Origin of the sequence: Chondrinema litorale (genome assembly GCF_026250525.1) — a bacterium.
Taxonomy (GTDB): domain Bacteria; phylum Bacteroidota; class Bacteroidia; order Cytophagales; family Flammeovirgaceae; genus Chondrinema; species Chondrinema litorale.
Window position 1 is genome coordinate 95,147 of the sequence record NZ_CP111055.1, and the last position, 23,537, is coordinate 118,683.

The window sequence follows — 23,537 nt, forward strand, 5'->3', positions numbered from 1 at the left end:
ACATTAAAATTAGTACTTCTTCGCAAGAATAAATTGTTAGAATTTATATTAGATTATGGCATTCTTTCATAGACTTATTCCTCCAAAGCAATGGCAACCAGCAGTGATAATACTGTTGGGTATAATGGTTGGACTAGGTGTATACATAGCTAAAATATCTAATGTTACTTCATATTTGACAGACGATCCGAAGGCATGTATCAACTGCCATGTAATGACCACTGAATACATTACTTGGAATCACAGTGCCCACCGTCAGGTAGCAACTTGTAATGATTGTCATGTACCCCATAACAATGTATTTGAACAATATGCATTTAAAGCCAAAGATGGGCTTTATCATGCTACTATTTACACCTTAAGAACTGAACCACAAGCCATCATTATGCATGAAGCAGGGCAACAAGCAGTACAATCAAATTGTATTAGGTGTCATTTTGATCAGGTAACTGATGCCCAAAGTGCTTCATGGGTACAAAGTCATTTAAATGATCGCTTAGATAGAACTTGTTGGGAATGTCATCGTGAAACACCACATGGCAGGGTAAAAAGCCTTTCAGCAGTAGGCTTTCATTTAGATCCTGTTCCTATAAAAGAGCAACGTAAACTATTTATACCTGAATGGCTAAAGAAAGCCACTGAAACTAAAGATGAAGCCCATGAATAGCAAAGTGAAAAACTGGTTACTTTTTATTGCAACGGTTGCTATAGTAATACTATTAAGTTTGTTAGCAAACAGTATAATAAGTAGAAAGACTGAAAGTCAGTTTGCTTATCAACCACAGGTTCAGATCGAAGAAAATGAACCACGAAATGCAGTATGGGGTGAAAATTTCCCAAGACAGTATCAATCCTTTATGCGAACTCAGGATACATCGTTTACAAGTTATTTAAATGGCTCAAAACTTAGAGATGCCCTTGAAGAAGATCCAAAACTGGTTGTATTGTGGGCAGGATATGGCTTTTCAAAAGATTATAATCAACCCAGAGGGCATGCTTATGCAGTGGAAGATATTCATAACACCTTAAGAACAGGAGGGCCAACTGGTCCTGGAACAGGCCCAATGCCTAGCACATGTTGGACATGTAAAAGTCCAGATGTACCTCGTTTAATGAATGAAATTGGTATTACAGAATTTTATGAAGGAGCTTGGGCAGATAAAGGAGCACAGATAGTAAATCCTATTGGTTGTGCAGATTGCCATAATCCCAAAACCATGTCGCTTCAAATATCAAGGCCTGCTTTAATTGAAGCATTTCAGGCAATGGGTAAAGATATTAATCAAGCTACCCACCAAGAAATGAGATCGCTCGTATGTGCGCAATGTCATGTGGAATATTATTTTAATAAAAACTTACCGGATAAAAAGGGTGTCCCTTATTTAGTTTTTCCATGGAAAGATGGTACTTCAGTAGAAGCAATGGAAAAGTACTACGATGATTTAGAATTCTCAGATTGGACACATGCACTAAGTAAAACTCCAATGTTAAAAGCGCAACACCCTGGTTACGAATTATTTTCAACTGGCGTGCATGCAAAGAGAGGAGTGAGCTGTGCAGATTGCCACATGCCTTATAAGGCAGAAGGAGGTCAAAAGTTTACCGATCACCAAATTCGCTCTCCATTAGCCAATGTTGCAAACTCATGTCAAGTATGTCATAGACAAGAAAAAGAAGATTTAATACAAGATGTATATGATAGGCAATCCAAAATAAAAAAGATTCAATCTAATCTAGAAGAATTAATTGTTCGAGCACACGTAGAAGCAAAAAAAGCTTGGGATTTAGGAGCAAGTGAAGAACAAATGACCTCAATATTACAAGATATCAGACATGCGCAATGGAGATGGGATTACTCTATTGCCTCACATGGAGGGTCTTTTCATTCTCCAGTAGAAGTCAGTAGAATTGTAAGTACTGCCACTTCCATTGCGCAAGATGCACGAATCAAATTAGCCAGATTGCTTTCTGAATTAGGTTATAATGAAGAAGTACCTTATCCAGATATCACAACAAAGGCTAAAGCGCAGGCATTTGTCGGTTTGGATATAGAAAAGCTAGAAGAAGAAAAAGAAATATTCAAAGAAAACATCATTCCTAAGTGGTTAGAAGAAGCTAAGAAGAGAGAGAATCAAAGAGAGGTTAAGCGTATAACTATGAATTAATCTTTCTTGTTAAGGGAGAGCCTATCAATATTTTGATAGGCTCATTAGTGCCATTTAAAAAGAAATATATTTTTAATCCATATCATTAATCTTTCATTTTGACTATACATCCTTCATCACCTTTTCGTAGAGTATGGGAATTAATTACATCCAATAAACTTACGCTTGCTGCTATGTTATTATTTGCTGTAGCAATGGGAAGGGCTACTTTTGTAGAGAATGATTATGGTACAGCAACTGCTCGGCAGATGTATTACGATTCTTGGTGGTTTGAAGTTTTATTACTTATTCTGGCAATTAATTTTATTGCGAACATTCCGAAATATAAACTCTTCAAAAAAGAACGATTACCTATATTTCTGTTTCATATAGCATTTTTATTTATCCTTATTGGAGCATGGGTTACCAGATATACAGGTGATGAAGGAATTGTTAGAATTAGAGAAAACTCAGAAACAAGTCAGTATATTTCACAAGAAAGATATTTTACACTAACAGCAAGCAAAGATGGTAAAAACTGGGGGGTAAAAAAACAACTCAACCTCACAACTCAACACCAACCTGACGATCAGTTTACATGGAATGAAGCAGGTGTCAATTTGAAAGTTCGATTGGTGAAATTTATCCCAGATGCTGTGCAAGGATTAATTGATGGAACAACCGAAGATGAAGTGCTGGAAATTGTAGCTTCTTATGGTGAAGGTAGGAGTAGTTTCTATCTTAGTAAAGGAGGGAATGTATTTATTAATGGGCAAGAGTTTACTTATAACAATGCTCAGGAAGGTGCTGTAAATATTAGAAAGTCGAACGATATTTTTTATATAAAAGCCCCAAATGATTATAACTATATGGTCATGTCTACACAAAATCAAGGTAGACTTTCAAATGGAGTTGAAGATTCACTCCGAGTTAGAGCTTTATATCAATCTGGTGTATTAAGCTTTGTAGTTAGTCAAGTTCATACAAGTAAAAAGCTGGAGTATCAAACTACGACTAATAAGGAAGAAATGGGAAATGCTGCTGATTTACTTTTTGTAGAAGTAAGTAACAGTCAAAAAAATAAAAATATTATTCTGGCTTCAATGGATGGTGTGTATAGCCCTTTACAAGAGCAAGGTTTTCAAGGGTATCATTTACACTTAGGGTATGGACCTCAATTGATTGATCTCCCTTTTTCACTTTTCCTTAAAGATTTTAAACTTGAAAGATATCCAGGCTCTACAAGCCCCTCGGCTTATTCTAGCGACATAATCGTAAAAGCAGAATCTGGAAATTTTCCTTACACTATTTCTATGAACCATGTACTAGATCACAAGGGTTATAGATTTTTTCAGGCATCATATGATTTAGACGAGGAGGGTACAGTTCTTTCTGTAAATCGAGATTATTGGGGTTCTAGAATTACTTACTTGGGCTATTTTTTAATGGGTTTGGGTATGATGTGGAGCCTGTTTGATAAAAAATCAAGATTTAGAATGGTTGCTGGAAAACTAGATAAATTGAAAAAAGCACCATTCATACTTTTAATCCTATTATTAACTCTTCCTGTATTTGGCCAAACTAGACAAGTAAGTAAAAATAATAGCCAACCTGTTTTAACGATCAATAAAAATCATGCTCAAACCTTTGGGCAACTTATGGTACAAGATATGGATGGGCGTATCAAACCTATCAATACATTATCATCTGAGTTTTTGCGAAAATTAAGTCGTAAAACAAGTTACACCATAGAGCAAAATGGGAAAAAAATCAAATTAAATCCTGATCAGCTTTTTTTGAGCATTCACCAAAATCCTATTGCTTGGCAATATGAACCTCTAATTGCTATAGATCCTGAAAAAGCAGGCCTTATACTAGAAAAAATGGGCTATTCTGGAAGAAATGCACTTTCGTTTATGGATTTGTTAGATGAAGAAAATAACTACCGGTTGAGTATGGCTGTTGAAGCAGCTCAACGGAAAAAACCAGCTGTTCGTTCAGAAACTGACAATGAGATTATAAAAGTAGATGAGCGCTTTAACATTCTTTTTCAAGCATTATCAGGTAATTATTTAAAGATTTTTCCACAACCCAAAAGTCCTGAGAATAATTGGTATAATAGCAATTTTACTAATGCTGGTTTTAGAACTGAAGATTCTGTTTTTGTAGCCAATATTCTTCCAGTTTATTTTAATGATATTCAGCATGCGCAAGTAAGTAGTGATTGGTCTGAGGCCGAAAACAAACTAGAGTATATTAAAACTTTTCAGGATACGATGGGACAAAATGTAATGCCAGAAAAAAGTAGGGTAGAAGCAGAAATACTTTATAATAAACTTAATATTTTTAATAGATTATTTCCTGTATACTGGCTCGTTGGTAGTTATATGTTGATACTGGCAATTGTCAAAGTATTTGTCAAAAACAGCATGATCAACATAATGTACAGTATTGGTGTGTTTGGTATTGCTTTGGCTTCACTTCTTCTAACAGCCAATATGATCTTAAGATGGTATGCTGGTGGTTACCCACCTTGGAGTAATGGTTATGAAATGATTATTCTGGTGGCATGGGCATTATTCCTTTTTGGTTTTATCTTTTATACAAAGAGTGATTTTATTTTGCCAGTGGTAGCTATTTTTGGAGGCACATTGTTATTTGTGTCCTTTCTAGATTGGCTTAATCCTGAAATCACTAATCTTGTTCCAGTGCTAAAATCTTATTGGCTAAAAATACATGTGGCCATTATTGTGAGTAGTTATGCTCCTTTAGCTTTATCAGCATTATTAGGTATACTTAGTTTGGTGTTTATAAGTTTACAAAACTCTAAGTTCAAAAAGTCGATTGAAGAGCTAACTTGTATTAATGAGTTGTCGATGACAATTGGATTGTACATGCTGGCCATTGGAACCTTTTTAGGAGGAGTATGGGCGAATGAATCTTGGGGTCGATACTGGGGATGGGACCCCAAAGAGACTTGGGCATTAATTTCTATTATGGTTTATGCAGTAGTAGTACATATGCGATTAGTACCTAAATTTAAAGGGAATTACATTTTTAACTTAAGTAGTATTATTGCTTTTTTTTCTATTATCATGACATCATTTGGCGTAAATTATTACCTATCTGGTTTACACTCATACGCTGCTGGCGATCCGCTTCCAATTCCAAATTTTGTTTATTGGGTAGTAACAAGCATTTTTACTTTAGCAATTTTTTCTGGATGGCGTAATAAAACCTCAAATAAAAAGGAAAAATTAAGCAAAGAAGAAGTCATGTTCTATGAAAATTAAAAAGTCCCAAATAATATCTGGGACTTAGTTTGGATTTAGAGTTTATTTTATGGGCAGTATAAAGGAATAAAATATATTTTAAGATACACTTTTTGTGCTTAAATAAAAAGCATACTAAATATTAATCATTCCTAAAGTATTTCTTGAACGATACTTGCTTTGTAGGATACTTCCTAGATTTAGTTAAGTTATTAGTAATTAAAGCAGTTAAAAACAATATTGCAGCTCCAGACATAACAGGAAATAAGATATACCAATATCCCAAGTTAATGACACTTGGACTTCCAATTACAGCAATTAATGCCGTAGCTCCACCAGGAGGATGTAGTGTTTTAGTACATTGCATTGCCACAATTGAGAGTGAAACCGCCAAGGGAGCAGCCAATAAGATATTTTGAGAGAGTAGTAAATTAATTGATACTCCTATTGTTGCCGAAATGATATGTCCTCCTAATAAATTGCGAGGTTGAGCAAGAGGACTATTGATAGCACCATAAACTAATACACTTGATGCACCAAATGAGCCAATTAAAAAAACATTATCTGATATTGGAAGATACCCACTTTGCAATAATGTAATTAATCCTATACCTAAAAAGGAGCCAAGGAAAGTCCAAAAGTATTCTTTAATATCTATAAATGTTTCTTTATAAAAGATGTATTTAGCAAGTCTTATGCTTCTTGATAGTTTTTCTTTCAAAGTTGATTCTTATTTAATTTGCTGTAAAGCTAGAATCAATTTCATTGATGGGTATAGTTATAACGTTGATGTTTTTTTGAATAGAGCATGAATATTTTTCAAACAAGAAAATCTGATTTTATTAATATTTGAATATATGGAGCTAAAACACCTTAAACTAATAAAGACAATAGCAGATGAAGGAAATATCGCAAATTCTTCAGAAAAACTTTTTTTGACACAGTCGGCATTAAGTCATCAGTTAAAAGAAATTGAAAACCATTTAGGCTTTAAGGTATTTTATAGAAAAAGGAATGCATGGAAACTTACTGAAGAAGGCAAAGAAATGTATCAGCTTGCTACTAACGTTTTAACCTCAATCGATGAGAAGCTTAGACACATACAAACTATAAATAATAGTTTAAGTAAGAAAATACGAATTAGCTGTGAGTGTTATTCATTTTACTCACTATTCCCAAGGTTTTCTCAGAATCTATCTTTATTAAAATCATCAGTAGAAGTTCAATATGTTTTTGGTGCAACACATAATCCATTACCACAATTATTATCTGGAGATATCGATATTGCACTGGTAACAAAGCCTACATTAACAGAAGCTTTATACTCTATCAATGTACTAAATGATGAGCTCTATGTAGTCATGCATAAGACAAATAAATTCTCTAAAAAGCCATTTATAGAGGCAAATGATTTTTCACAATTAAATTTGATGATACATTCCTATCCTTTGGAATCAGTTTCTGTATATGAACATTTTTTAAAACCCAATAATATCATTCCACAACAGATAACAGCAATACCACTAACGGAAGTGGCACTAGCAATGATAAATGCTAACTTAGGAGTAATGTGTGTAGCTAAATGGATGTTAAGACTTTACAACCTAAACAAGGATATCGTCTTTAGACCCATTGGAAGAAATGGTTTACATCGTTCTTTGTATGTAGTAATTAGAAGTATAGATAAAGAAAAAGAATATATGAAACATGCCCTAGAACTGTTAAAAAAGTCTATGCAGTCCGAAAACAATTAATTCAATGGCTAAACAGCGGTTATAAGAATACTAAGTCCTACTTGAAAATTAGGCTAGTTTTGGGTCTCTAATCATCTCATAAATTGATTTCTATCATACAGTTAATAGATTAAAGTTACTATTTTAGAATCATTATAAATAGTCAGGTAAGTAACCCAAGAGACCATTATTCTATGAAATCGTGAAAGAGTATTACCTGTAGAGGAAAGCAACATGGATAAATCTAGAATTATTGATTATTGTATTTAAAATCAAGAAAATGAGAAGTAACATTGAATTAGCAAAGGTCCATACATTAAAAGAGATAATAGATTATTCTAATGGAGCCACTGTAAGTAAGATAATTACTAAGAGCAAAAATGGTAATACCACATTGTTTTCATTTGATAAGGGGCAAATGTTAAGTGAACATACAGCTCCTTTTGATGCTATTGCTTTGATCATTGAAGGTAAATGTAAAATAAGCATTGCTGAAAATGTCAATGTATTAACTGAAGGACAAATGATTATTATGCCATCCAATATACCTCATGCATTAGAAGCAACTGAAGCTTTCAAAATGTTGCTTATCATGATTAAAGAATCACCTTCAATATGAGGTAATGTAAAATACATTTTCTTTTAATATTATTTGATTTGTAAATGGAATAGATTCTAAAACAGAGCTAGCTCAAAATTTATTTGATACAACTTTTATAATTTCATTAGATTTTAACATCTAAATTTTATAAACTGAAAAATAGCCTTCTAGCTTTTTTAGGTTAGTATTTTTCCTTATATTAAGAAAGTAGTAAATTTTATTTATTGTTTTTAATAACAACATTTTTTATGAATACAGAAGAGCAAAAAGTAATTGATTGGTTAAAAAAAAATATTGAGTGTGAAAGTTATGATATGGCTAAAGTGCTAACAGAGTGTGGAATTGAAGTATCTATTTATAAAGCAGATGAAATAGGAGACTCACTTGAAAACAAAGGTATAGTAACTTATTCTAAAGGCAAGCAAGTTACTCAATATGGTTATATAGCATTATTAGCTAAAATTACTGGTAAGTAGGTATGTGTTTTTAAATTTCTTCTTGGTAAAATTAATTCTCGTTTAGTTCTATCAGTTCCAATAGTATTTTGAACTAGTAATAATCTCTTATCATTAAAAGGTACCTTTCTTAAAACCATGAAATATTTACTGAAATTAATTCTACCAATATTTTTTATAATACCAGCTCAAGCCCAAAATTCAGAATTGAATACAGAAGGAATGTATAACGCGGAGCTTTTTGATTATCTATATAGAGGGCATTCTGAGAATATTGAATTGATTAGGGAAAACCCCTATTTTCTCGGAGTTTTTGAGCAGTATTTAAGATCCTATGGAGAGCAGTGTGCTGATTATTTACCTAGTGACAAAGTTAAAATAATGGAGCAGGTATGTGTTAAAGAAAGTGTTACTACGAATGGATATGGCGTGGAGGTAAGTAGATATTGTGTTGAGTGGGAGTGGGTGTGGACTGGTTTGTATGCTCGTTCTGATCTATATAAAGCTAAGTTAGAGATTGAGCAAATACATAGAGCTAATGGACTGAATAATGTAATGGAGTATATTATGAATCCAAATTCTTTAGGTAATTCTGTTGATCTAGCACACAAAGCAAAAGGTTTAAAACTAGATATGAATCAAATATTTGGTCTGAACAAATGCGATTGTGATGCCTTGAGAAAATTGGAAGAAAATCTTAAGTTATTTGCTCGAAATCAACCTCTAAATCGGATACAAGGTAAAAGTAAATATGAAACAATGAAAGAGTCGGGTGGTCCTACAGGCTCACAAAACTTTAACAAATTGATAGATGACTTAGTTACAGCCCAAGCACAAACTTGGATGATGAATCGATACACAGCAGGAAGTATTTCAGGAGTAACAATGGAATCAAAAGATAATCAAGGAAGACCTATTTCCATCAAAGCAAATTATAGTTACACTGGTTTTGGAGGCAATAGCCAAGGTTGGGTGAAGGTTGTTTTTGAAGATGGATTGCCAAAATGCATTTACTTTTTCGATTTCCCTAATAACTGCAAGACTCCCACAACTAGCATTGTGTCATCTTATGCACAAGGGAATTATGGAAAGTAGTTTTAATAAAATTTGTAATCCTAACTTTTTTTGCTCTAATGACTCATGGAAACATAGGAGCCCACTTTACATAAAGGCAGATTATAGATATGTGTTATTGTAGAATTCTGTAAGGGTAAAGTAGAATGCATACTTACCACTGGCAACCATTTACAGCAAAAATGCATTCTTTTATTTGATGACATTAATGAAAAAACTTTCTCTTAGCCTTATTTTTATAGTCCCCCTTTTAGTTTCTACTAAGAGCAATGCCCAAGAAAACTACTTAATCTACCATTCGAAAGTAATTGAATGTGAAAAGTTAATTGTCGAAGGAAAGTATACTTCTGCAGTTAAAATGTATGATTCTCTTTTTAATCAGTTTGATTTCTTATTTCTAAGAGATATCAAAGTGGCTGCAGAACTCAGCGCATATGAAAAAGATTGTAATTCAGGTTTGAAGTTCCTAAGACTGGGAATCAAGGCTGGTTGGACATTCAAAAGCATCAACAAAAGTAAAAACTTACAATCATTAAAAGAATGTTCTGAATGGGCAAAGATTATTGTTTCAGAGTATGATTCACTCCACAAAATCTACTTATCAAGGCTAAATTTCGGGATTAAAGAACAAGTCCATGAAATGTTTAAGAATGACCAGAAAATGGCGCTTGGGGCTTTTATCAGAATTGGACAAAAATCCAAAAGGAGATATTCTGAAAGAAAATTTGCTCCTCATAGCGAACATCAATTAGAAAAACTTGAGCAAATTTTAAATGAATATGGTTATCCAGGAGAACAACTAATCGGAAATAATCTATGGGCTTCAGTTATTTTATGTCATCATAACTCCATTTCGCTTGACTATAATTCAAAAGACACCTTGTACAAAAAATTAAGGCCAAAGTTAATGAAAGCCTTAAAAAGAGGGGAATTATCACCTTACGAGTTAGCCCAAATAGAAGACTGGAAGACTGCTGGACTATCCGGACATGAATTATCTGCGTGTGGATTTATTGGAAAGATTCCTAACGCAACTGAACTCAAAACGGTGAATGAAAATCGATCAGAAATTGGCTTAAGAAGTATTGAACTCAGAAATAATCTAATTGATATTGAAAAGTCAACAGGACTGAATTTGTATTTGCCCAAAGGGTGGCAGGACGGAAAAATTACAGTTGCCAACAAGCGATAAGCCAATGAGAAAAAAGAGCTATGATCAATTTTTTGCAAAACACTAATTTTAGAATCAATTTGAAAGGGTATGCTCACTGAGCTTATTTAGATATTAGCAGCAATTAATAAACACTATATGAAATATTTTCTCTATATAACACTTTTTATAACCACTTCAATAAGTTCTTTAGCTCAGGAAAAGACTGAAGATCCAGTTGAATCTATTGACGGAATTATTAATGAACTACTTAATCAAATAACCATTGAAAAGGGGGAGAAAATGGATACTGCAGCAGTTAGGAATTTATTTCATCCCTCAGCAATACTCACAGTTGCTGATTCTACAAATGCTGAAACTGCATCACTTGATGACTTTCTTAATCTCTTGAAAGATCCTTATTATGAGCAAGGATATCTTGAAAAAGAAATTCATAAAGTTGTTGATGAATACAATGGCATTGCTCAAGTATTCCAAAGCTTTTATGGTAAAGACTCTGAGGGAGTAAATGAAAGAGGGATAAATAGCTATCAATTAACCTATTATAGCGGTCGATGGTGGATAGTTAGTCTTTTATGGACTATAGAATCTGATAATGCAGGGATACCAGCAAAATATGGTGGAAAATAAGTGGAAAGTTGCTAGCAAATGCTAAAAATGAATATGTGAACTGAGTTTTTAAAAACTTATCTACTATCATTACACTTAATCCGATCTAGCAACTGGGATGTATACTCATATTAGTTTGGTGTTATGAAAAATGAAATATTTAGTTTTAGTACTGTTAATATTACTTTCAAGTAAAGACAACATTATTTTAAAAAAACGGTAGGAATATATAAAGCTATAACAGAATAATAATGAATTTAATTTGCCGAAATTTAGCAGAAAATAGGGGAGCAATTAATGAAGGTTAAAAGTTAACTTATATAGTTTTAACCTTAATTGAAAAGTAAAACCTGTAAGGTTGTTTCGGTATTATGTGTTCCAGAATCCAACTGAATACTTAATTATTATGGCATATTTTTCTTGATTTTTTCTGCAATTTGACTGAGGGTACCTTTTAAAGAAATATCACCATTAGCATCAATTAAGTAGTAAACAGGTATAAAGGTAACATCAAAACTTTTAGCTGTAACACTGTTGTATCCTTGTAGGTCACATACATTGATCATTTCTTCAATACCTGCTTTTTCGATGCCTTTTTTCCATTTGGAGTTATCCGTGTCAAGTGAGAGATTTATTACAACTAGGTTTTCATTGTTTCTCTGTTGGAGCTTTAGTAAGTCTGGTGCTTCTTTGATGCAAGGTGCACAAGATGATGACCAAAAATGAAGTATCACATTTTTACCCTTCAAACTTTGGAGGCTATATTTTTTGCCTTGCATATCTACGAGTGCTATTTCTGGAGCTGGTTTACCAGGTTGTAAGTGGCCAGCTTTACCTGATTTTTCACCAATCTTAAAACCTAAATAAGATTCTTTTACTTTAGGACTCAGTAAATCATAATATGTTTGCAAAGTTTCAAATTGAAGTAGGTTATTATTGAGCAAAAAATCAATCATTTTAGCAGAAACATATTGATCGCTATTATTCTCAATAATTCGTTTATTGGCTGATAGAAATGTATGGTAGGTGTTCTTTCTTTTTTCTAATTGCTCTTCTGAGTCATTTTCAGATAGAGCCTGAATCGTGTTGTAAAAGCTTTTCCAACGTGATAAAAATTCAAAAAATGCGATGTTATTATTCGGGTCTGAAATGAAAATAGGACTATTCGGATAAGCCTCATCTACAGTGTTTTCACCCACAACTTTGTAACTTTCAAAGTTCATTTCTGTTAACTGGCTAGAAAGTACTAATTCTAGTGGGCGTGTATTATTATATCCATCAACTATCAAATAAAAAAAAGTTGGAGCAGCTATCTTGGCTTCATAAGTAACTTTACCATCATTAATAGACAAAGTATCAGTAAGTTCTTTCTGCACATTAATTAGAAATATATTTCCTGATTCTATATTATCAAATTTAATCTTAAGAACTGGACTAGTCTGAGCAGCTAATGATAAGAGAATCAAGAGGCTTGTCAAAATTGATATTTTCATCTTTTATATAGTTTACAGTTATGTGTCTGTCTAATCTTTAATATTGAGTAAAATTTTAATCCTCATATAGATAATGCAGATTTTTGCCTAAAAGGAGGTATTGGTTTGTTTTATTATGAAGGTTACCAGATTTATTAGAAAAGAAGTTTTCATTCTATCTCTCTGAAATAAAAGTATAAATATTATGACAACATAAGGATACACTTTACATAAAGGCACATTATATAGAGCCCTTACCTTATAAAGTAGGGCAATATGATGAACGTTTGGCTTAGACAAAATAATGTAAATAAAATTCAGAATTCTATAAACAAGTTTAATTAATTTTCTTTTCTTTTGTAAAAGATGAAAAAAGCTATTTCCATATTACTATCACTACTTACATTGATTTCAAATGTAGGTTTATCAATAGACACGCATTTGTGTGGTGGAAAAGCTGTAAAAAATTCAGTTTCAATCGGACTACATGATCTTGATTGTGGCATGTCAGGAATGGATAAAGATTGTGAATTGCAATATTCATCAGGAAAAAGGTTGAAGTCTAAAACATGTTGTGAAAATCAGCATCAGGTTTTAGATATGGATGATAATGTGGAGATAGCTACTGCTTATCAAATAATCAATCCAATATTTTTAATAGCGTTTGTACATACTTTTGTTCAACCACTTTTTTTAAAAGTAGCAGCTTTAATTCACAATTCTTATTACTCTCCCCCATTGCGGAAAAGGGATATACAGGTCCTTTTTCAAACCTTCCTAATTTAAACTATATAATTCAATTAACAACTCTCTGCTAAGTGCAGAAGGGCTGAATGACACTTGTGTCATTGAACAATTTTCATATGTTCAATCAAACTTAATTGAATTATGCTTAATAAGATTATAAAATATTTCCTAGAGAATAAATTGGTGACTATTCTCGTACTTTTAGCTTTTGTAGCTTGGGGTATAGTAACAGCACCTTTTGGATGGAAAGTAGGCGGATTACCATCTGATCCTGTTCCGGTTGATGCCATACCCGATATTGGAGAAAATCAACAAATCGTTTTTACTCAGTGGCAAGGTCGTTCACCCCAAGATATTGAAGATCAAATATCTTATCCATTGACCACCTATCTGCTGGGTATTCCAGGAGTTAAATCCATACGTAGTTCGTCAATCTTCGGTTTTTCAAGTATTTATATTATTTTTTCTGAAGAAGTTGAGTTTTATTGGTCACGATCCAGAATTTTAGAAAAACTAAACTCTTTACCATCGGGTCTGCTACCAGAAGGCGTTCAACCTGCTTTAGGGCCAGATGCTACTGCTTTAGGTCAAGTATATTGGTATACGATAGAAGGCCGAGACAAAAAAGGTAATCCAACAGGGGGATGGGATTTGCATGAAATCCGAACAATTCAGGATTTTTATGTAAAATATGGTCTAAATGCTACAGAAGGGGTATCTGAGGTTGCATCAATTGGAGGATTTGTGAAAGAGTATCAGATTGATGTGAATCCTGATGCTATGAAAGCCTATAATATACCACTCTATAAAGTGATGCAGGCAGTTCAGAAGTCTAATAAAGATGTAGGTGCCAAAACGATAGAAATTAATCAGGCTGAGTATTTAGTTAGAGGATTGGGTTATGTTAAAAAGGTGGAAGACATAGAAAAAGCAGTCGTAGCAGTCGAGGATAATGTGCCAATCAGGATAAAAGATATTGGAGTAGTTTCTATTGGCCCAGCAACTCGTAGGGGTTTACTGGATAAAGATGGTGCCGAAGTAGTAGGAGGTGTGGTTGTAGCAAGATATGGAGCTAATCCCTTGGAAGTAATAAATAATGTGAAGGAAAAAATAGCAGAAATAGCCCCAGGGTTACCAAAAAAAACACTTTCAGATGGAAGGGAAAGTCAACTAACAATTGTCCCTTTTTATGACCGCTCAGAACTGATTTATGAGACATTAGGTACTCTAGAAGAGGCTTTATCTCTTGAAATATTAATAACCATTCTGGTTGTTATCGTCATGGTTTATAACCTGAGAGCTTCATTTCTGATATCAAGTTTACTTCCAATAGCTGTACTCATGGTATTTATAGCAATGCGTTATTTTGGAGTAGATGCAAATATTGTAGCATTGTCTGGTATTGCCATAGCTATTGGAACAATGGTGGATTTAGGCATCATCCTATCGGAGAACATAATTAAGCATATTGAAGAGGCACCAGCAGGTCAAAAATTGATAGCAACCATATATAATGGAGCATCAGAAGTAGCAACAGCCATCCTTACAGCAGTATCAACCACAATAGTTAGTTTCATACCTGTTTTTACAATGCAAGCAGCAGAAGGAAAACTTTTTGGCCCATTGGCATTTACTAAAACCTTTGCTTTGTTATCTGCATTAATTGTTTCCTTAATAATTTTACCGACACTTGCACATTGGTTTTTTGGGTTTAAGGTTCAAAATAGGTTTTTAAAAAAATATAGTAATTATGTATTAATCGCAATTGGACTATTAGGAATAGTTATTGGACAAATTTGGGCAGGTGTACTTCTTCTGTTATTTGGTTCAATTGCATTATTGAAGAAGTATTTGGGCATTAATGAGAAACAACTTCCTAAAGTTCCAAACTTCCTGTTGACTTATGCAGAGTTAATCATCGTTCTAATAGGTGTAGTATGGCTATTGGCAGAATATTGGTTGCCATTGGGGGCATCAAAACCATTACTACTTAATTTTTTATTTGTGGCCTTATTAGTAGGTACAATACTAGGCTTATTTACCATTTTAGAGTACAACTATAAAAAGGTACTAAATTGGTGTTTGAATAATAAATTCAAGTTCCTGATCATACCAGGGCTTCTAATACTATTAGGGGCTAATATCTGGTTAGGTTTTAATAGTATATTTGGGTTTGTTTCTATTGGCTTACAAAAAGTTGGTTGGAAAATAAATGATAGCAAAGTTTGGGTAGGAATTACAGAGATATTTCCAGGTATAGGTAAAGAATTTATGCCATCACTAGACGAAGGAAGTTTTCTTTTGATGCCAACCTCAATGCCACATTCTGGTGTAACATATAATAGAAAGATAGTAGGTCAACTGGATATGTTGTTGACTAATATTCCTGAAGTAGAATTGACAGTGGGTAAACTAGGAAGGGTTGAATCTGCTCTAGATCCTGCACCCATCTCAATGTATGAAAACGTGATTAACTACAAACCTGAATATGAACTAAATAAAAAGGGGCATAGACAACGCTTTAAAGTTGATAATGATAAGCAGTTTATAACTGTAAATGGAGATTCAATTACTAATCAAGAAGGATTAGAGCAAGGTATAACTGCCAATGATTTAATAGCAGATGAGGATGGCGAATATTATCGAAATTGGCGAGAACATATTCATTCACCAGATGATATTTGGAATGAGATTGTGAAGGTAACCAAGTTACCTGGAGTTACTTCAGCACCAAAGTTACAACCCATTGAAACCCGTTTGGTAATGCTTCAAACAGGAATGCGTGCACCTATGGGAATAAAGGTTTATGGTCCAGATCTAAAGACAATAGAAAATTTTGGTTTAGCATTAGAAAATACACTTAAGGAAGTTTCATCAGTAAAATCAGAAGCCGTATTTGCAGACAGGATTGTTGGTAAACCCTATTTACACCTAGATATTGATCGAGATGAAATATCTCGATATGGGTTAAATGTTGATGATGTACAGCAAATAATTGAGACGGCCATTGGAGGGATGAAAATAAGTTCTACAGTAGAAGGACGTGAACGATTTCCTATGAGGGTACGCTATCCTAGAGAGCTGAGAGATGATGCTGAAGCAATAGGTAAAATACTGATGCCTACTCCAACAGGAGCTCAAATCCCACTATCTCAAATAGTAAAATTCACATATGTTCGAGGGCCACAAGCAATCAAGAGTGAAGAAACATTCCTTGTTGGATATGTTCTTTTTGATAAGCGAGAAGGATTTTCGGAGGTAACTGTAGTAAATGCGGCACAATCAATGATTCAGAAAAAGATTGATTCTGGAGAACTGAAAGTTCCTGCTGGTGTGAGTTATAAATTCTCAGGTAGTTATGAGAATCAGGTAAGAGCAGAAAAACGATTATCCATCATAGTACCACTAGTATTAGGCATTGTATTTTTGATATTATATTTTCAATTCCGTTCTGTTTCTACTTCGCTGATGGTATTTACAGGAATAGCTATGGCTTTTAGTGGAGGATTTATTATGTTATGGTTATATAGCCAAAATTGGTTTGCAGATTTCACGCTTTTTGGAACCAATTTTCGTGATCTTTTCCAAATGCATACCATTAACTTGAGTGTAGCAGTTTGGGTTGGTTTCATTGCATTGTTTGGAGTAGCAACAGATGATGGGGTATTAATAGCTACCTACCTTGATCAAAGTTTTCAAAGAAACAAACCATCGACAATCGCAGAAGTTCGAGCAGCAGTATTAGAAGCAGGACTAAGAAGAATAAAACCAGCTTTAATGACAGTTGGCACTACAATGATTGCACTGTTACCTGTATTGACTTCTACAGGCCGAGGTTCGGATATTATGATTCCTATGGCTATTCCGTCCTTTGGAGGGATGGCATTTGCCCTTATTAGTATCTTCATTGTTCCAGTAATTTATTGTTATAGAGAAGAAGGTAAACTTTTAAACTCCCAGTCATGAAACAATATATAATCTTAGTTTTTTTAGCATTGGGGTATAGCTTCAACTTAGAGGCTCAAACGCTAACAGCGTATTTTAAAGAAGCTGCAGAAAATAACCCCGGTTTGCAAGCAAAGTACAAGTCATTTGAAGCATCAATGCAACGTGTAACTCAGGTGAATAGCTTGCCAGATGCCAACCTTTCGTTTGGATACTTCATTTCTCCAGTTGAGACCCGAGTTGGTCCTCAACGAGCCAAATTTTCTTTGACACAAATGATTCCATGGTTTGGGACATTAAAAGTTCAGGAGGATGTAGCTACCTTAATGGCAGAAGCAAAATATCAAGAGTTTTTGGAAGCAAAAAACAAACTCTTTTATCAGATTTCAGCTGCTTATTATCCTCTTATTGAGCTTGAAAGACTTGTAGAAATTGAAAAAGAGAATATAGGTATCCTTTCATCTTACAAGGATATTGCCTCGGTAAAGTTTCAAAACGGTAAAGGGGCAATGGTAGATGTACTAAGGGTTGATATTATGCTAAAAGATGCCTCTACGAACCTTTCTATATTAGAGCAAAAGGAACAACCACTTGAAACACGCTTTAATAAACTTTTGAATCGAGCAGAAAATACAACAATTGTTATTGAAGATTCTTTATCACTGGTTAGTTTATCTTCAGCTTATGGAAAAGATACAATGCTCATTTCCAATCCATTGATAACTGAGTTGGAATTAAAAATTCAGGCAAGTAAAGCAAGTGAACAAGTAGCTATCAAACAAGGGCTCCCAAAGCTTGGTATTGGACTGGATTATGTAATTGTAGGTCAGCGAACAGATATGTCTGTTGCTGATAATGGAAAAGATGTATTAATGCCTATGGTGTCTGTTAGCCTTCCAATTTTCAGGGGCAAATATAAGGCAGCAGAAAAGGAAGCACAGCTAATGGAAGCTTCTTATTCGCTGCAAAAGGAAGAAGTTGCAAACAGGCTAACAAGTTCTTATGAGATGATCTGGTTTGAGCTTCAAAAGCAATCAGAACTCATTTTCCTATATGAAGAACAAATAAAAGAGTCAAATCAATCTTTGAGATTATTGCTAAGTTCTTACGGCAACTCAGGAAAAGATTTTGAAGAAGTATTGCGTATGCAACAACAAGTATTAAAATATCAAAAAATGAAGGCCTCATCATTGTCAGATTATTATATAAAGATGGCCGAGTTAGATTATATCACAGCAAAAGCGAAATAGTCATGGAACATCAACAACATATAGCAAATAAAAATCATCATGGGCATCATGATCACCATAATCATCATGCTCATATGATTGCAGATTTCAAGAAACGATTCTGGATATCACTGGTGATTACTTTCCCCATCATTGTGCTTGCACCAATGATTCAGAATTTGGTTGGTTTTGAACTGGGTTTTAAAGGTGATCGGTCCATTCAGTTTATACTCTCTTCTGTAATTTTCTTTTATGGAGGATGGCCATTTCTAAAAGGAATGGTGGAGGAAATAAAGAAAAGATCTCCTGGTATGATGACTTTAATAGCTTTGGCAATTTCAGTTGCTTATTTCTATAGTTCGGCTGTTGTCTTTGGCCTCAATGGTAAAATTTTCTTCTGGGAACTTGCTAGTTTAATTGTTATCATGCTATTAGGTCATTGGATAGAAATGAAGTCAGTGATGGGAGCCTCTAATGCATTACAGGAATTGGCCAAGATGATGCCATCTATAGCCCGTAGAATCAAAGAAGATGGAGTGTATGAGGATGTTCCTATAGCAGATATAAAAAGTAATGAAATGATTCTGATAAGACCTGGAGAAAAAGTGCCTGCTGATGGAATTGTTGTAAAAGGTGAAAGTCATGTAAATGAATCTATGTTAACAGGAGAATCAAAACCTGTGATTAAACATAAAGATGATCAAGTAATCGGGGGTTCAGTAAATGAGCATGGGTCACTAAAAGTCAAGGTAAAACATACAGGTGAGGATTCTTACCTATCTAAAGTGATTGGTATGGTGAAAGAAGCCCAGGAAACTAAATCAAAAACCCAAAATTTGGCTGATAAAGCAGCAGCATGGTTATTCTATTTGGCCTTGGGCGCTGGACTAACAACGCTGGTAGTGTGGTTGAGTATGGGAAAAGACTTTGATTATGCATTAGAGCGTATGGTGACTGTTATGATTATATCTTGTCCCCATGCATTGGGTCTAGCGATTCCTTTGGTTGTAGCCATATCTACCTCAATATCGGCAAAAAATGGATTGTTAATACGAAATAGAACTGCTTTTGAAAATGCTCGTAAAATTACGGCAATCATTTTTGATAAAACAGGAACTTTAACAAAAGGTGAATTTGGAGTTACCCGCTATAAAAGTATTTCTAATTCACATTCAGATAATGAGTTGCTTCAAATAGCAGCATCTATAGAAAATAGTTCAGAACACCCTATTGCAGCGGGTATTGTTAGGAAAGCAAAAGAAAAAGATTTGACTTTAGGCGCAGTTGAACATTTCCAAAATATCACAGGAAAAGGCATAAAAGCAAGATTTAAAGATCGAGAAATTAAAATAGTAAGTCCAGGAATGCTTAAAGAGCTAGGAGTTGAAGCTCCATCTGATGCTTTTAAATCTGATGATGAAACAGTCGTATTTGTTTTGATTGACAGTTCGCTTATTGGTTATATTGCTCTTGCCGATGAAATACGTGAAGAATCTTTGGTGGCTATCAATACACTCAAAGAAAGAGGTATAAAAGTATTTATGGCTACTGGTGATAATCAAAGAGTTGCAAAAGCGGTAAGTGATCAACTATCACTAGACAACTTCTATGCAGAAGTTTTACCAGAAGACAAGCAGCGCATTATAAAAGAACATCAACAAAATGGATATTTCGTAGCAATGACAGGAGATGGGGTCAATGATGCACCAGCTCTTGCACAAGCTAATGTAGGTATTGCTGTTGGTTCAGGAACAGATGTAGCTGCAGAAACTGCAGATATAGTGCTTGTTAATAGCAATCCCCAAGATATAACCAATCTTATTTTATTTGGGCGGGCAACTTATAAAAAAATGATGCAAAACTTATGGTGGTCAGCAGGCTACAATATTGTAGCAGTACCATTAGCAGCGGGTATTTTGGCAAGTGTAGGAATTCTTTTAAGTCCAGCAATAGGAGCTGTTTTAATGAGTCTAAGTACTGTAATAGTCGCTTTAAATGCACAATTGTTAAAAAGGCAAATTAAAAAATAATATGAAAAATCTAAATAAATCAACCGTTATCATAGCAAGTAGCACACTTATCTTAGGTTTGTTACTAGGATGGTTCATCTTTGGAAAATTCCATAAATCTCCAGTAGATGAACATAATCATACAGAAGCATCATCATCCACAATTTGGACATGTTCTATGCACCCTCAAGTTAGAAAAAATGAACCCGGTGATTGTCCTATTTGTGGAATGGAACTTATTCCATTGGAAAAAAATACTGATGAAATTGATCCAATGGCAGTAAGTATGTCTCAAACAGCAATGCAATTGGCACAAATAGAAACAATGGTGGTTGGCAAAAAAAATGCTGAGAAATCAATACGATTAACCGGTAAAGTTCAGGCTGACGAACGCTTGTTATATACTCAATCATCTCATCTTCCAGGTAGAATTGAAAAACTTACTGTAAACTTTACTGGTGATTTTGTATCAGCAGGTCAGGTGATAGCTTATATTTATTCTCCTGAATTAGTGACAGCTCAAGAAGAATTATTTGAAGCTCAAAAAATTAAAGAGACACAACCCGGACTATTCAAATCAGCCAAGGAGAAATTGAAAAATTGGAAACTGACAGAAAATCAGATTCACCAGATTTTGACCTCAGGAAAAACCATGGAGGAGTTTCCTATACTGGCAAATGTATCAGGGTATGTAACGAAAAAAATGGTCAATCTTGGTGATTATATTAAAACAGGTCAAGCTGTTTACCAAATAGCCGACTTATCAAAAGTATGGGTATTGTTTGATGTTTATGAATCTGATATGACATGGGTAAAAAAAGGAGCCTCGATCAGCTATACAATCCCATCCAATCCCGGAAAAACATTTGATGGTATCGTTAGCTACATTGACCCTGTGATTGATCCCAAAACCAGAGTAGCTAAAGCAAGAGTTGAAGCCGGTAATAAAAATCTATTACTTAAACCAGAAATGTTTGCTAATGGAATAGTACAATCAAATTATAGTGAAACAAACTCTCTATTGACTGTACCAAAATCTGCGGTTATGTGGACAGGAAAACGCTCTGTAGTATATGTGATGCAAAATACTGCTCAAGGTGTTAGCTTTTTGATGAGAGAAGTTACACTAGGACCTGAGCTGGCAGGAGGATATGAGATTGAATCTGGCTTAGAGCCTGGTGAAGAGATTGCTATCAATGGAACTTTTAGTATAGATGCTGCTGCTCAATTGGCAGGCAAGCCTAGTATGATGAATCCAGAAGGTGGCATGGCTATGACAGGTCATAATCATGGTGGAAATACTCACGTAAACATGGAAAATGGGCCAATGACTTCAAAAAAAATATCAGTAACTGTCGAAGTGAAAGAGGCCTTAAAGCCATTATTTGTTCACTATTTTAGCATGAAAGAAGCATTGGTGAATGATGATTTTGATAAGGCTAAGGAATCTGGTGTTGAGTTAAGTAAGTTACTAGATAAGGTAGATATGAATCTCTTTAAAGGTGATGCACATTCTGTTTGGATGCAACATTCATCTGTATTAAAACAGAGTATACAACACATTGAACATCTTTCTGAAATTAAAACAGTCCGAGAAAACTTCATTAGTATTTCAAAAACAATGATTGCCATTGTAGAATCCTTCGATCCAATAGCTACTCCAATTTATGTACAACACTGTCCTATGGCAGATTCTAATAAGGGAGCAGATTGGTTAAGTAAAGAAAAGGATATTTTGAATCCTTATTTCGGTCAAGCAATGCTTTCTTGTGGAGAAACTACTAAAACAATAAAATGAAAGCTATTGTAAAATTGGGGACATATCATTTGTCTGAAAAAATGAACTTTCATACTAAGACCCATCTATTCATACTTGTTCAGACTGTAATTCAAATGTTTAATTTTTAAATTTATAATAAAATGAAAAAGTCAAAATCAATGTTTGTATTAGCACTTATTGTAAGTGTAAGTTTATCATTATTTGCATGTGGAAATAGTAATAATCAGAAAGAGGTTGTTGGTCAACATGATCATGAAGCAAAGGCAAATGAAGCTGGACATGCAATGTCAGAAAGTGTAGAAATGACCATGAAACAAAATAGTACCATTACTATTCTAATAGATAACTATTTAGAGATTAAGAATGCTTTAGTTCAAGATAATTCTAAGGCAGCTGCAAATGCTGGGCAAAAATTGTCAGAGTCTGCTCTCCAAATAAATTTAGCATCCTATGATGCAACAAAACAGGCTGAGATAAAAGAAATACTTGAGGTAGTTAAGGTGCATGGTGAACACATAGCCAAAAGTGAAATAGCTCATCAAAGAGAGCATTTTGAAAGTATGGCTAAAGATTTTGTGGATTTAATTGCCTTGACAGGTACAGATAGGACTTTGTATCAGCAATATTGCCCAATGTTTAATAAGGGGAAAGGTGGCTCGTGGCTGAGTACATCCTCTGAAATACAAAACCCATTATTTGGAAGTAAGATGCTTACATGTGGCTCTGTAAAAGAAACAATCTCAATGAAATGAGGAAGGCCTTAAAACATCTTATTATTTTTTTTTCATTTGTATTTGTAGGGATACAATTTATCCCTACTCAATACAATGAAATACACAAAGTACCTTCAACTGATTTTATTAAGGATTTTCAGCCCCCTAATGAAATTAGAGATATAATTCGCGTATCTTGTTATGACTGTCACAGCTATCAGACAAATTATCCATGGTATAGTAAAATTCAACCTATTAATTGGTTGTTGCAAAATCATATTTCAAATGGTATCTCAGAGTTGAACTTTTCAAAATTTGGTTCTCTTTCACAGAGGATGAAGCAGATGAAAATAAGGTCAATCATCAGTCAAATTGAGGATAATAAAATGCCTTTACCTACTTACTTAATAATGCACAATAATGCAAGACTTTCGAAAAAAGAGAAAAATACACTAATAGAATATTTTCAGAAAATATCTATGGATTAATCCTATTTAGCTTATAAAATAACAATATATACAATAGTGATTTTTTTAAGTATTAAAATATATTTCATCTCGAAATTTTCATGAAATATATGAAT

At 34.0% G+C, this 23,537-nt stretch carries 18 protein-coding genes; 16 read left to right on the forward strand and 2 right to left on the reverse strand.

Features of this window, described 5'->3' with window-relative positions:
* Nucleotides 1-55: 55 nt before the first annotated feature.
* From nrfH to OQ292_RS34205, 3 genes are all read left to right on the forward strand, one after another.
* A complete protein-coding gene (nrfH, locus tag OQ292_RS34195; protein ID WP_284688631.1) occupies nt 56-667 on the forward strand; it encodes a cytochrome c nitrite reductase small subunit in 612 nt (203 codons plus the stop codon).
* Entirely contained in the window at nt 651-2,165 is a 1,515-nt protein-coding gene (gene nrfA / locus OQ292_RS34200; protein ID WP_284688632.1) for an ammonia-forming cytochrome c nitrite reductase, read from the forward strand. Before nrfH ends, nrfA begins: the two co-directional genes overlap by 17 nt.
* A 173-nt stretch (nt 2,166-2,338) precedes the next feature.
* Nucleotides 2,339-5,437, forward strand: coding sequence for a cytochrome c biogenesis protein (locus OQ292_RS34205; RefSeq protein ID WP_284688633.1), 3,099 nt, complete (start codon nt 2,339-2,341; stop codon nt 5,435-5,437).
* A 121-nt stretch (nt 5,438-5,558) separates the two neighbouring features.
* Here the strand turns inward: OQ292_RS34205 and OQ292_RS34210 are convergent, their stop codons facing one another.
* Nucleotides 5,559-6,137: an HPP family protein gene (locus OQ292_RS34210; RefSeq protein WP_284688634.1), complete on the reverse strand. Its 579-nt coding sequence runs from the start codon at nt 6,135-6,137 to the stop codon at nt 5,559-5,561.
* Nucleotides 6,138-6,273: 136 nt separating this feature from the next.
* On the opposite strand from OQ292_RS34210, the gene OQ292_RS34215 reads away from it, so the two are divergent.
* The 6 genes from OQ292_RS34215 to OQ292_RS34240 all read left to right on the forward strand — a co-directional run bounded on the left by OQ292_RS34215 (nt 6,274) and on the right by OQ292_RS34240 (nt 11,080).
* Entirely contained in the window at nt 6,274-7,170 is an 897-nt protein-coding gene (locus OQ292_RS34215; RefSeq protein ID WP_284688635.1) for a LysR family transcriptional regulator, read from the forward strand.
* A 259-nt stretch (nt 7,171-7,429) separates the two neighbouring features.
* Nucleotides 7,430-7,768, forward strand: coding sequence for a cupin domain-containing protein (locus tag OQ292_RS34220; RefSeq protein ID WP_284688636.1), 339 nt, complete (start codon nt 7,430-7,432; stop codon nt 7,766-7,768).
* Between the two features lie 230 nt (nt 7,769-7,998).
* Nucleotides 7,999-8,226: a hypothetical protein gene (locus OQ292_RS34225; protein WP_284688637.1), complete on the forward strand. Its 228-nt coding sequence runs from the start codon at nt 7,999-8,001 to the stop codon at nt 8,224-8,226.
* A 117-nt stretch (nt 8,227-8,343) separates the two neighbouring features.
* On the forward strand, nt 8,344-9,300 hold the full coding sequence (locus OQ292_RS34230) for a hypothetical protein (protein WP_284688638.1): 957 nt from the start codon (nt 8,344-8,346) through the stop codon (nt 9,298-9,300).
* 187 nt (nt 9,301-9,487) lie between these two features.
* Complete coding sequence (locus tag OQ292_RS34235; RefSeq protein WP_284688639.1) at nt 9,488-10,471, forward strand: hypothetical protein; 984 nt, start codon at nt 9,488-9,490, stop codon at nt 10,469-10,471.
* Nucleotides 10,472-10,588: 117 nt separating this feature from the next.
* Nucleotides 10,589-11,080 carry a hypothetical protein gene (locus tag OQ292_RS34240; RefSeq protein WP_284688640.1) on the forward strand — a complete coding sequence of 164 codons (492 nt, stop codon included), beginning with the start codon at nt 10,589-10,591 and terminating at the stop codon, nt 11,078-11,080.
* Between the two features lie 383 nt (nt 11,081-11,463).
* Here the strand turns inward: OQ292_RS34240 and OQ292_RS34245 are convergent, their stop codons facing one another.
* On the reverse strand, nt 11,464-12,552 hold the full coding sequence (locus tag OQ292_RS34245; protein WP_284688641.1) for a TlpA family protein disulfide reductase: 1,089 nt from the start codon (nt 12,550-12,552) through the stop codon (nt 11,464-11,466).
* Nucleotides 12,553-12,897: 345 nt separating this feature from the next.
* Between OQ292_RS34245 and OQ292_RS34250 the strand changes: the two genes are divergently transcribed.
* From OQ292_RS34250 to OQ292_RS34280, 7 genes are all read left to right on the forward strand, one after another.
* A complete protein-coding gene (locus tag OQ292_RS34250; RefSeq protein WP_284688642.1) occupies nt 12,898-13,317 on the forward strand; it encodes an HYC_CC_PP family protein in 420 nt (139 codons plus the stop codon).
* A gap of 102 nt (nt 13,318-13,419) precedes the next feature.
* Nucleotides 13,420-17,244: an efflux RND transporter permease subunit gene (locus tag OQ292_RS34255; protein WP_284688643.1), complete on the forward strand. Its 3,825-nt coding sequence runs from the start codon at nt 13,420-13,422 to the stop codon at nt 17,242-17,244.
* Nucleotides 17,241-18,473, forward strand: coding sequence for a TolC family protein (locus OQ292_RS34260; RefSeq protein WP_284688644.1), 1,233 nt, complete (start codon nt 17,241-17,243; stop codon nt 18,471-18,473). The genes OQ292_RS34255 and OQ292_RS34260 overlap by 4 nt, the downstream gene beginning before the upstream one ends.
* A 2-nt stretch (nt 18,474-18,475) precedes the next feature.
* A complete protein-coding gene (locus tag OQ292_RS34265; protein WP_284688645.1) occupies nt 18,476-20,482 on the forward strand; it encodes a copper-translocating P-type ATPase in 2,007 nt (668 codons plus the stop codon).
* Nucleotide 20,483: 1 nt separating this feature from the next.
* Nucleotides 20,484-22,259 carry an efflux RND transporter periplasmic adaptor subunit gene (locus OQ292_RS34270; protein WP_284688646.1) on the forward strand — a complete coding sequence of 592 codons (1,776 nt, stop codon included), beginning with the start codon at nt 20,484-20,486 and terminating at the stop codon, nt 22,257-22,259.
* Nucleotides 22,260-22,381: 122 nt separating this feature from the next.
* Complete coding sequence (locus tag OQ292_RS34275) at nt 22,382-22,993, forward strand: DUF3347 domain-containing protein (protein WP_284688647.1); 612 nt, start codon at nt 22,382-22,384, stop codon at nt 22,991-22,993.
* Complete coding sequence (locus OQ292_RS34280) at nt 22,990-23,442, forward strand: heme-binding domain-containing protein (protein ID WP_284688648.1); 453 nt, start codon at nt 22,990-22,992, stop codon at nt 23,440-23,442. The genes OQ292_RS34275 and OQ292_RS34280 overlap by 4 nt, the downstream gene beginning before the upstream one ends.
* Nucleotides 23,443-23,537: the final 95 nt, after the last annotated feature.

What these genes read in the sequence shown, in the direction of transcription:
- nrfH (WP_284688631.1), top strand. Translation starts at nt 56, where the DNA reads ATGGCATTCTTTCATAGACTTATTCCTCCAAAGCAATGGCAACCAGCA.
- nrfA (WP_284688632.1), top strand. Translation starts at nt 651, where the DNA reads ATGAAGCCCATGAATAGCAAAGTGAAAAACTGGTTACTTTTTATTGCA.
- OQ292_RS34205 (WP_284688633.1), top strand. Translation starts at nt 2,339, where the DNA reads ATGTTATTATTTGCTGTAGCAATGGGAAGGGCTACTTTTGTAGAGAAT.
- OQ292_RS34215 (WP_284688635.1), top strand. Translation starts at nt 6,274, where the DNA reads ATGGAGCTAAAACACCTTAAACTAATAAAGACAATAGCAGATGAAGGA.
- OQ292_RS34220 (WP_284688636.1), top strand. Translation starts at nt 7,430, where the DNA reads ATGAGAAGTAACATTGAATTAGCAAAGGTCCATACATTAAAAGAGATA.
- OQ292_RS34225 (WP_284688637.1), top strand. Translation starts at nt 7,999, where the DNA reads ATGAATACAGAAGAGCAAAAAGTAATTGATTGGTTAAAAAAAAATATT.
- OQ292_RS34230 (WP_284688638.1), top strand. Translation starts at nt 8,344, where the DNA reads ATGAAATATTTACTGAAATTAATTCTACCAATATTTTTTATAATACCA.
- OQ292_RS34235 (WP_284688639.1), top strand. Translation starts at nt 9,488, where the DNA reads ATGAAAAAACTTTCTCTTAGCCTTATTTTTATAGTCCCCCTTTTAGTT.
- OQ292_RS34240 (WP_284688640.1), top strand. Translation starts at nt 10,589, where the DNA reads ATGAAATATTTTCTCTATATAACACTTTTTATAACCACTTCAATAAGT.
- OQ292_RS34245 (WP_284688641.1), bottom strand. Translation starts at nt 12,552, where the DNA reads ATGAAAATATCAATTTTGACAAGCCTCTTGATTCTCTTATCATTAGCT.
- OQ292_RS34250 (WP_284688642.1), top strand. Translation starts at nt 12,898, where the DNA reads ATGAAAAAAGCTATTTCCATATTACTATCACTACTTACATTGATTTCA.
- OQ292_RS34255 (WP_284688643.1), top strand. Translation starts at nt 13,420, where the DNA reads ATGCTTAATAAGATTATAAAATATTTCCTAGAGAATAAATTGGTGACT.
- OQ292_RS34260 (WP_284688644.1), top strand. Translation starts at nt 17,241, where the DNA reads ATGAAACAATATATAATCTTAGTTTTTTTAGCATTGGGGTATAGCTTC.
- OQ292_RS34265 (WP_284688645.1), top strand. Translation starts at nt 18,476, where the DNA reads ATGGAACATCAACAACATATAGCAAATAAAAATCATCATGGGCATCAT.
- OQ292_RS34270 (WP_284688646.1), top strand. Translation starts at nt 20,484, where the DNA reads ATGAAAAATCTAAATAAATCAACCGTTATCATAGCAAGTAGCACACTT.
- OQ292_RS34275 (WP_284688647.1), top strand. Translation starts at nt 22,382, where the DNA reads ATGAAAAAGTCAAAATCAATGTTTGTATTAGCACTTATTGTAAGTGTA.
- OQ292_RS34280 (WP_284688648.1), top strand. Translation starts at nt 22,990, where the DNA reads ATGAGGAAGGCCTTAAAACATCTTATTATTTTTTTTTCATTTGTATTT.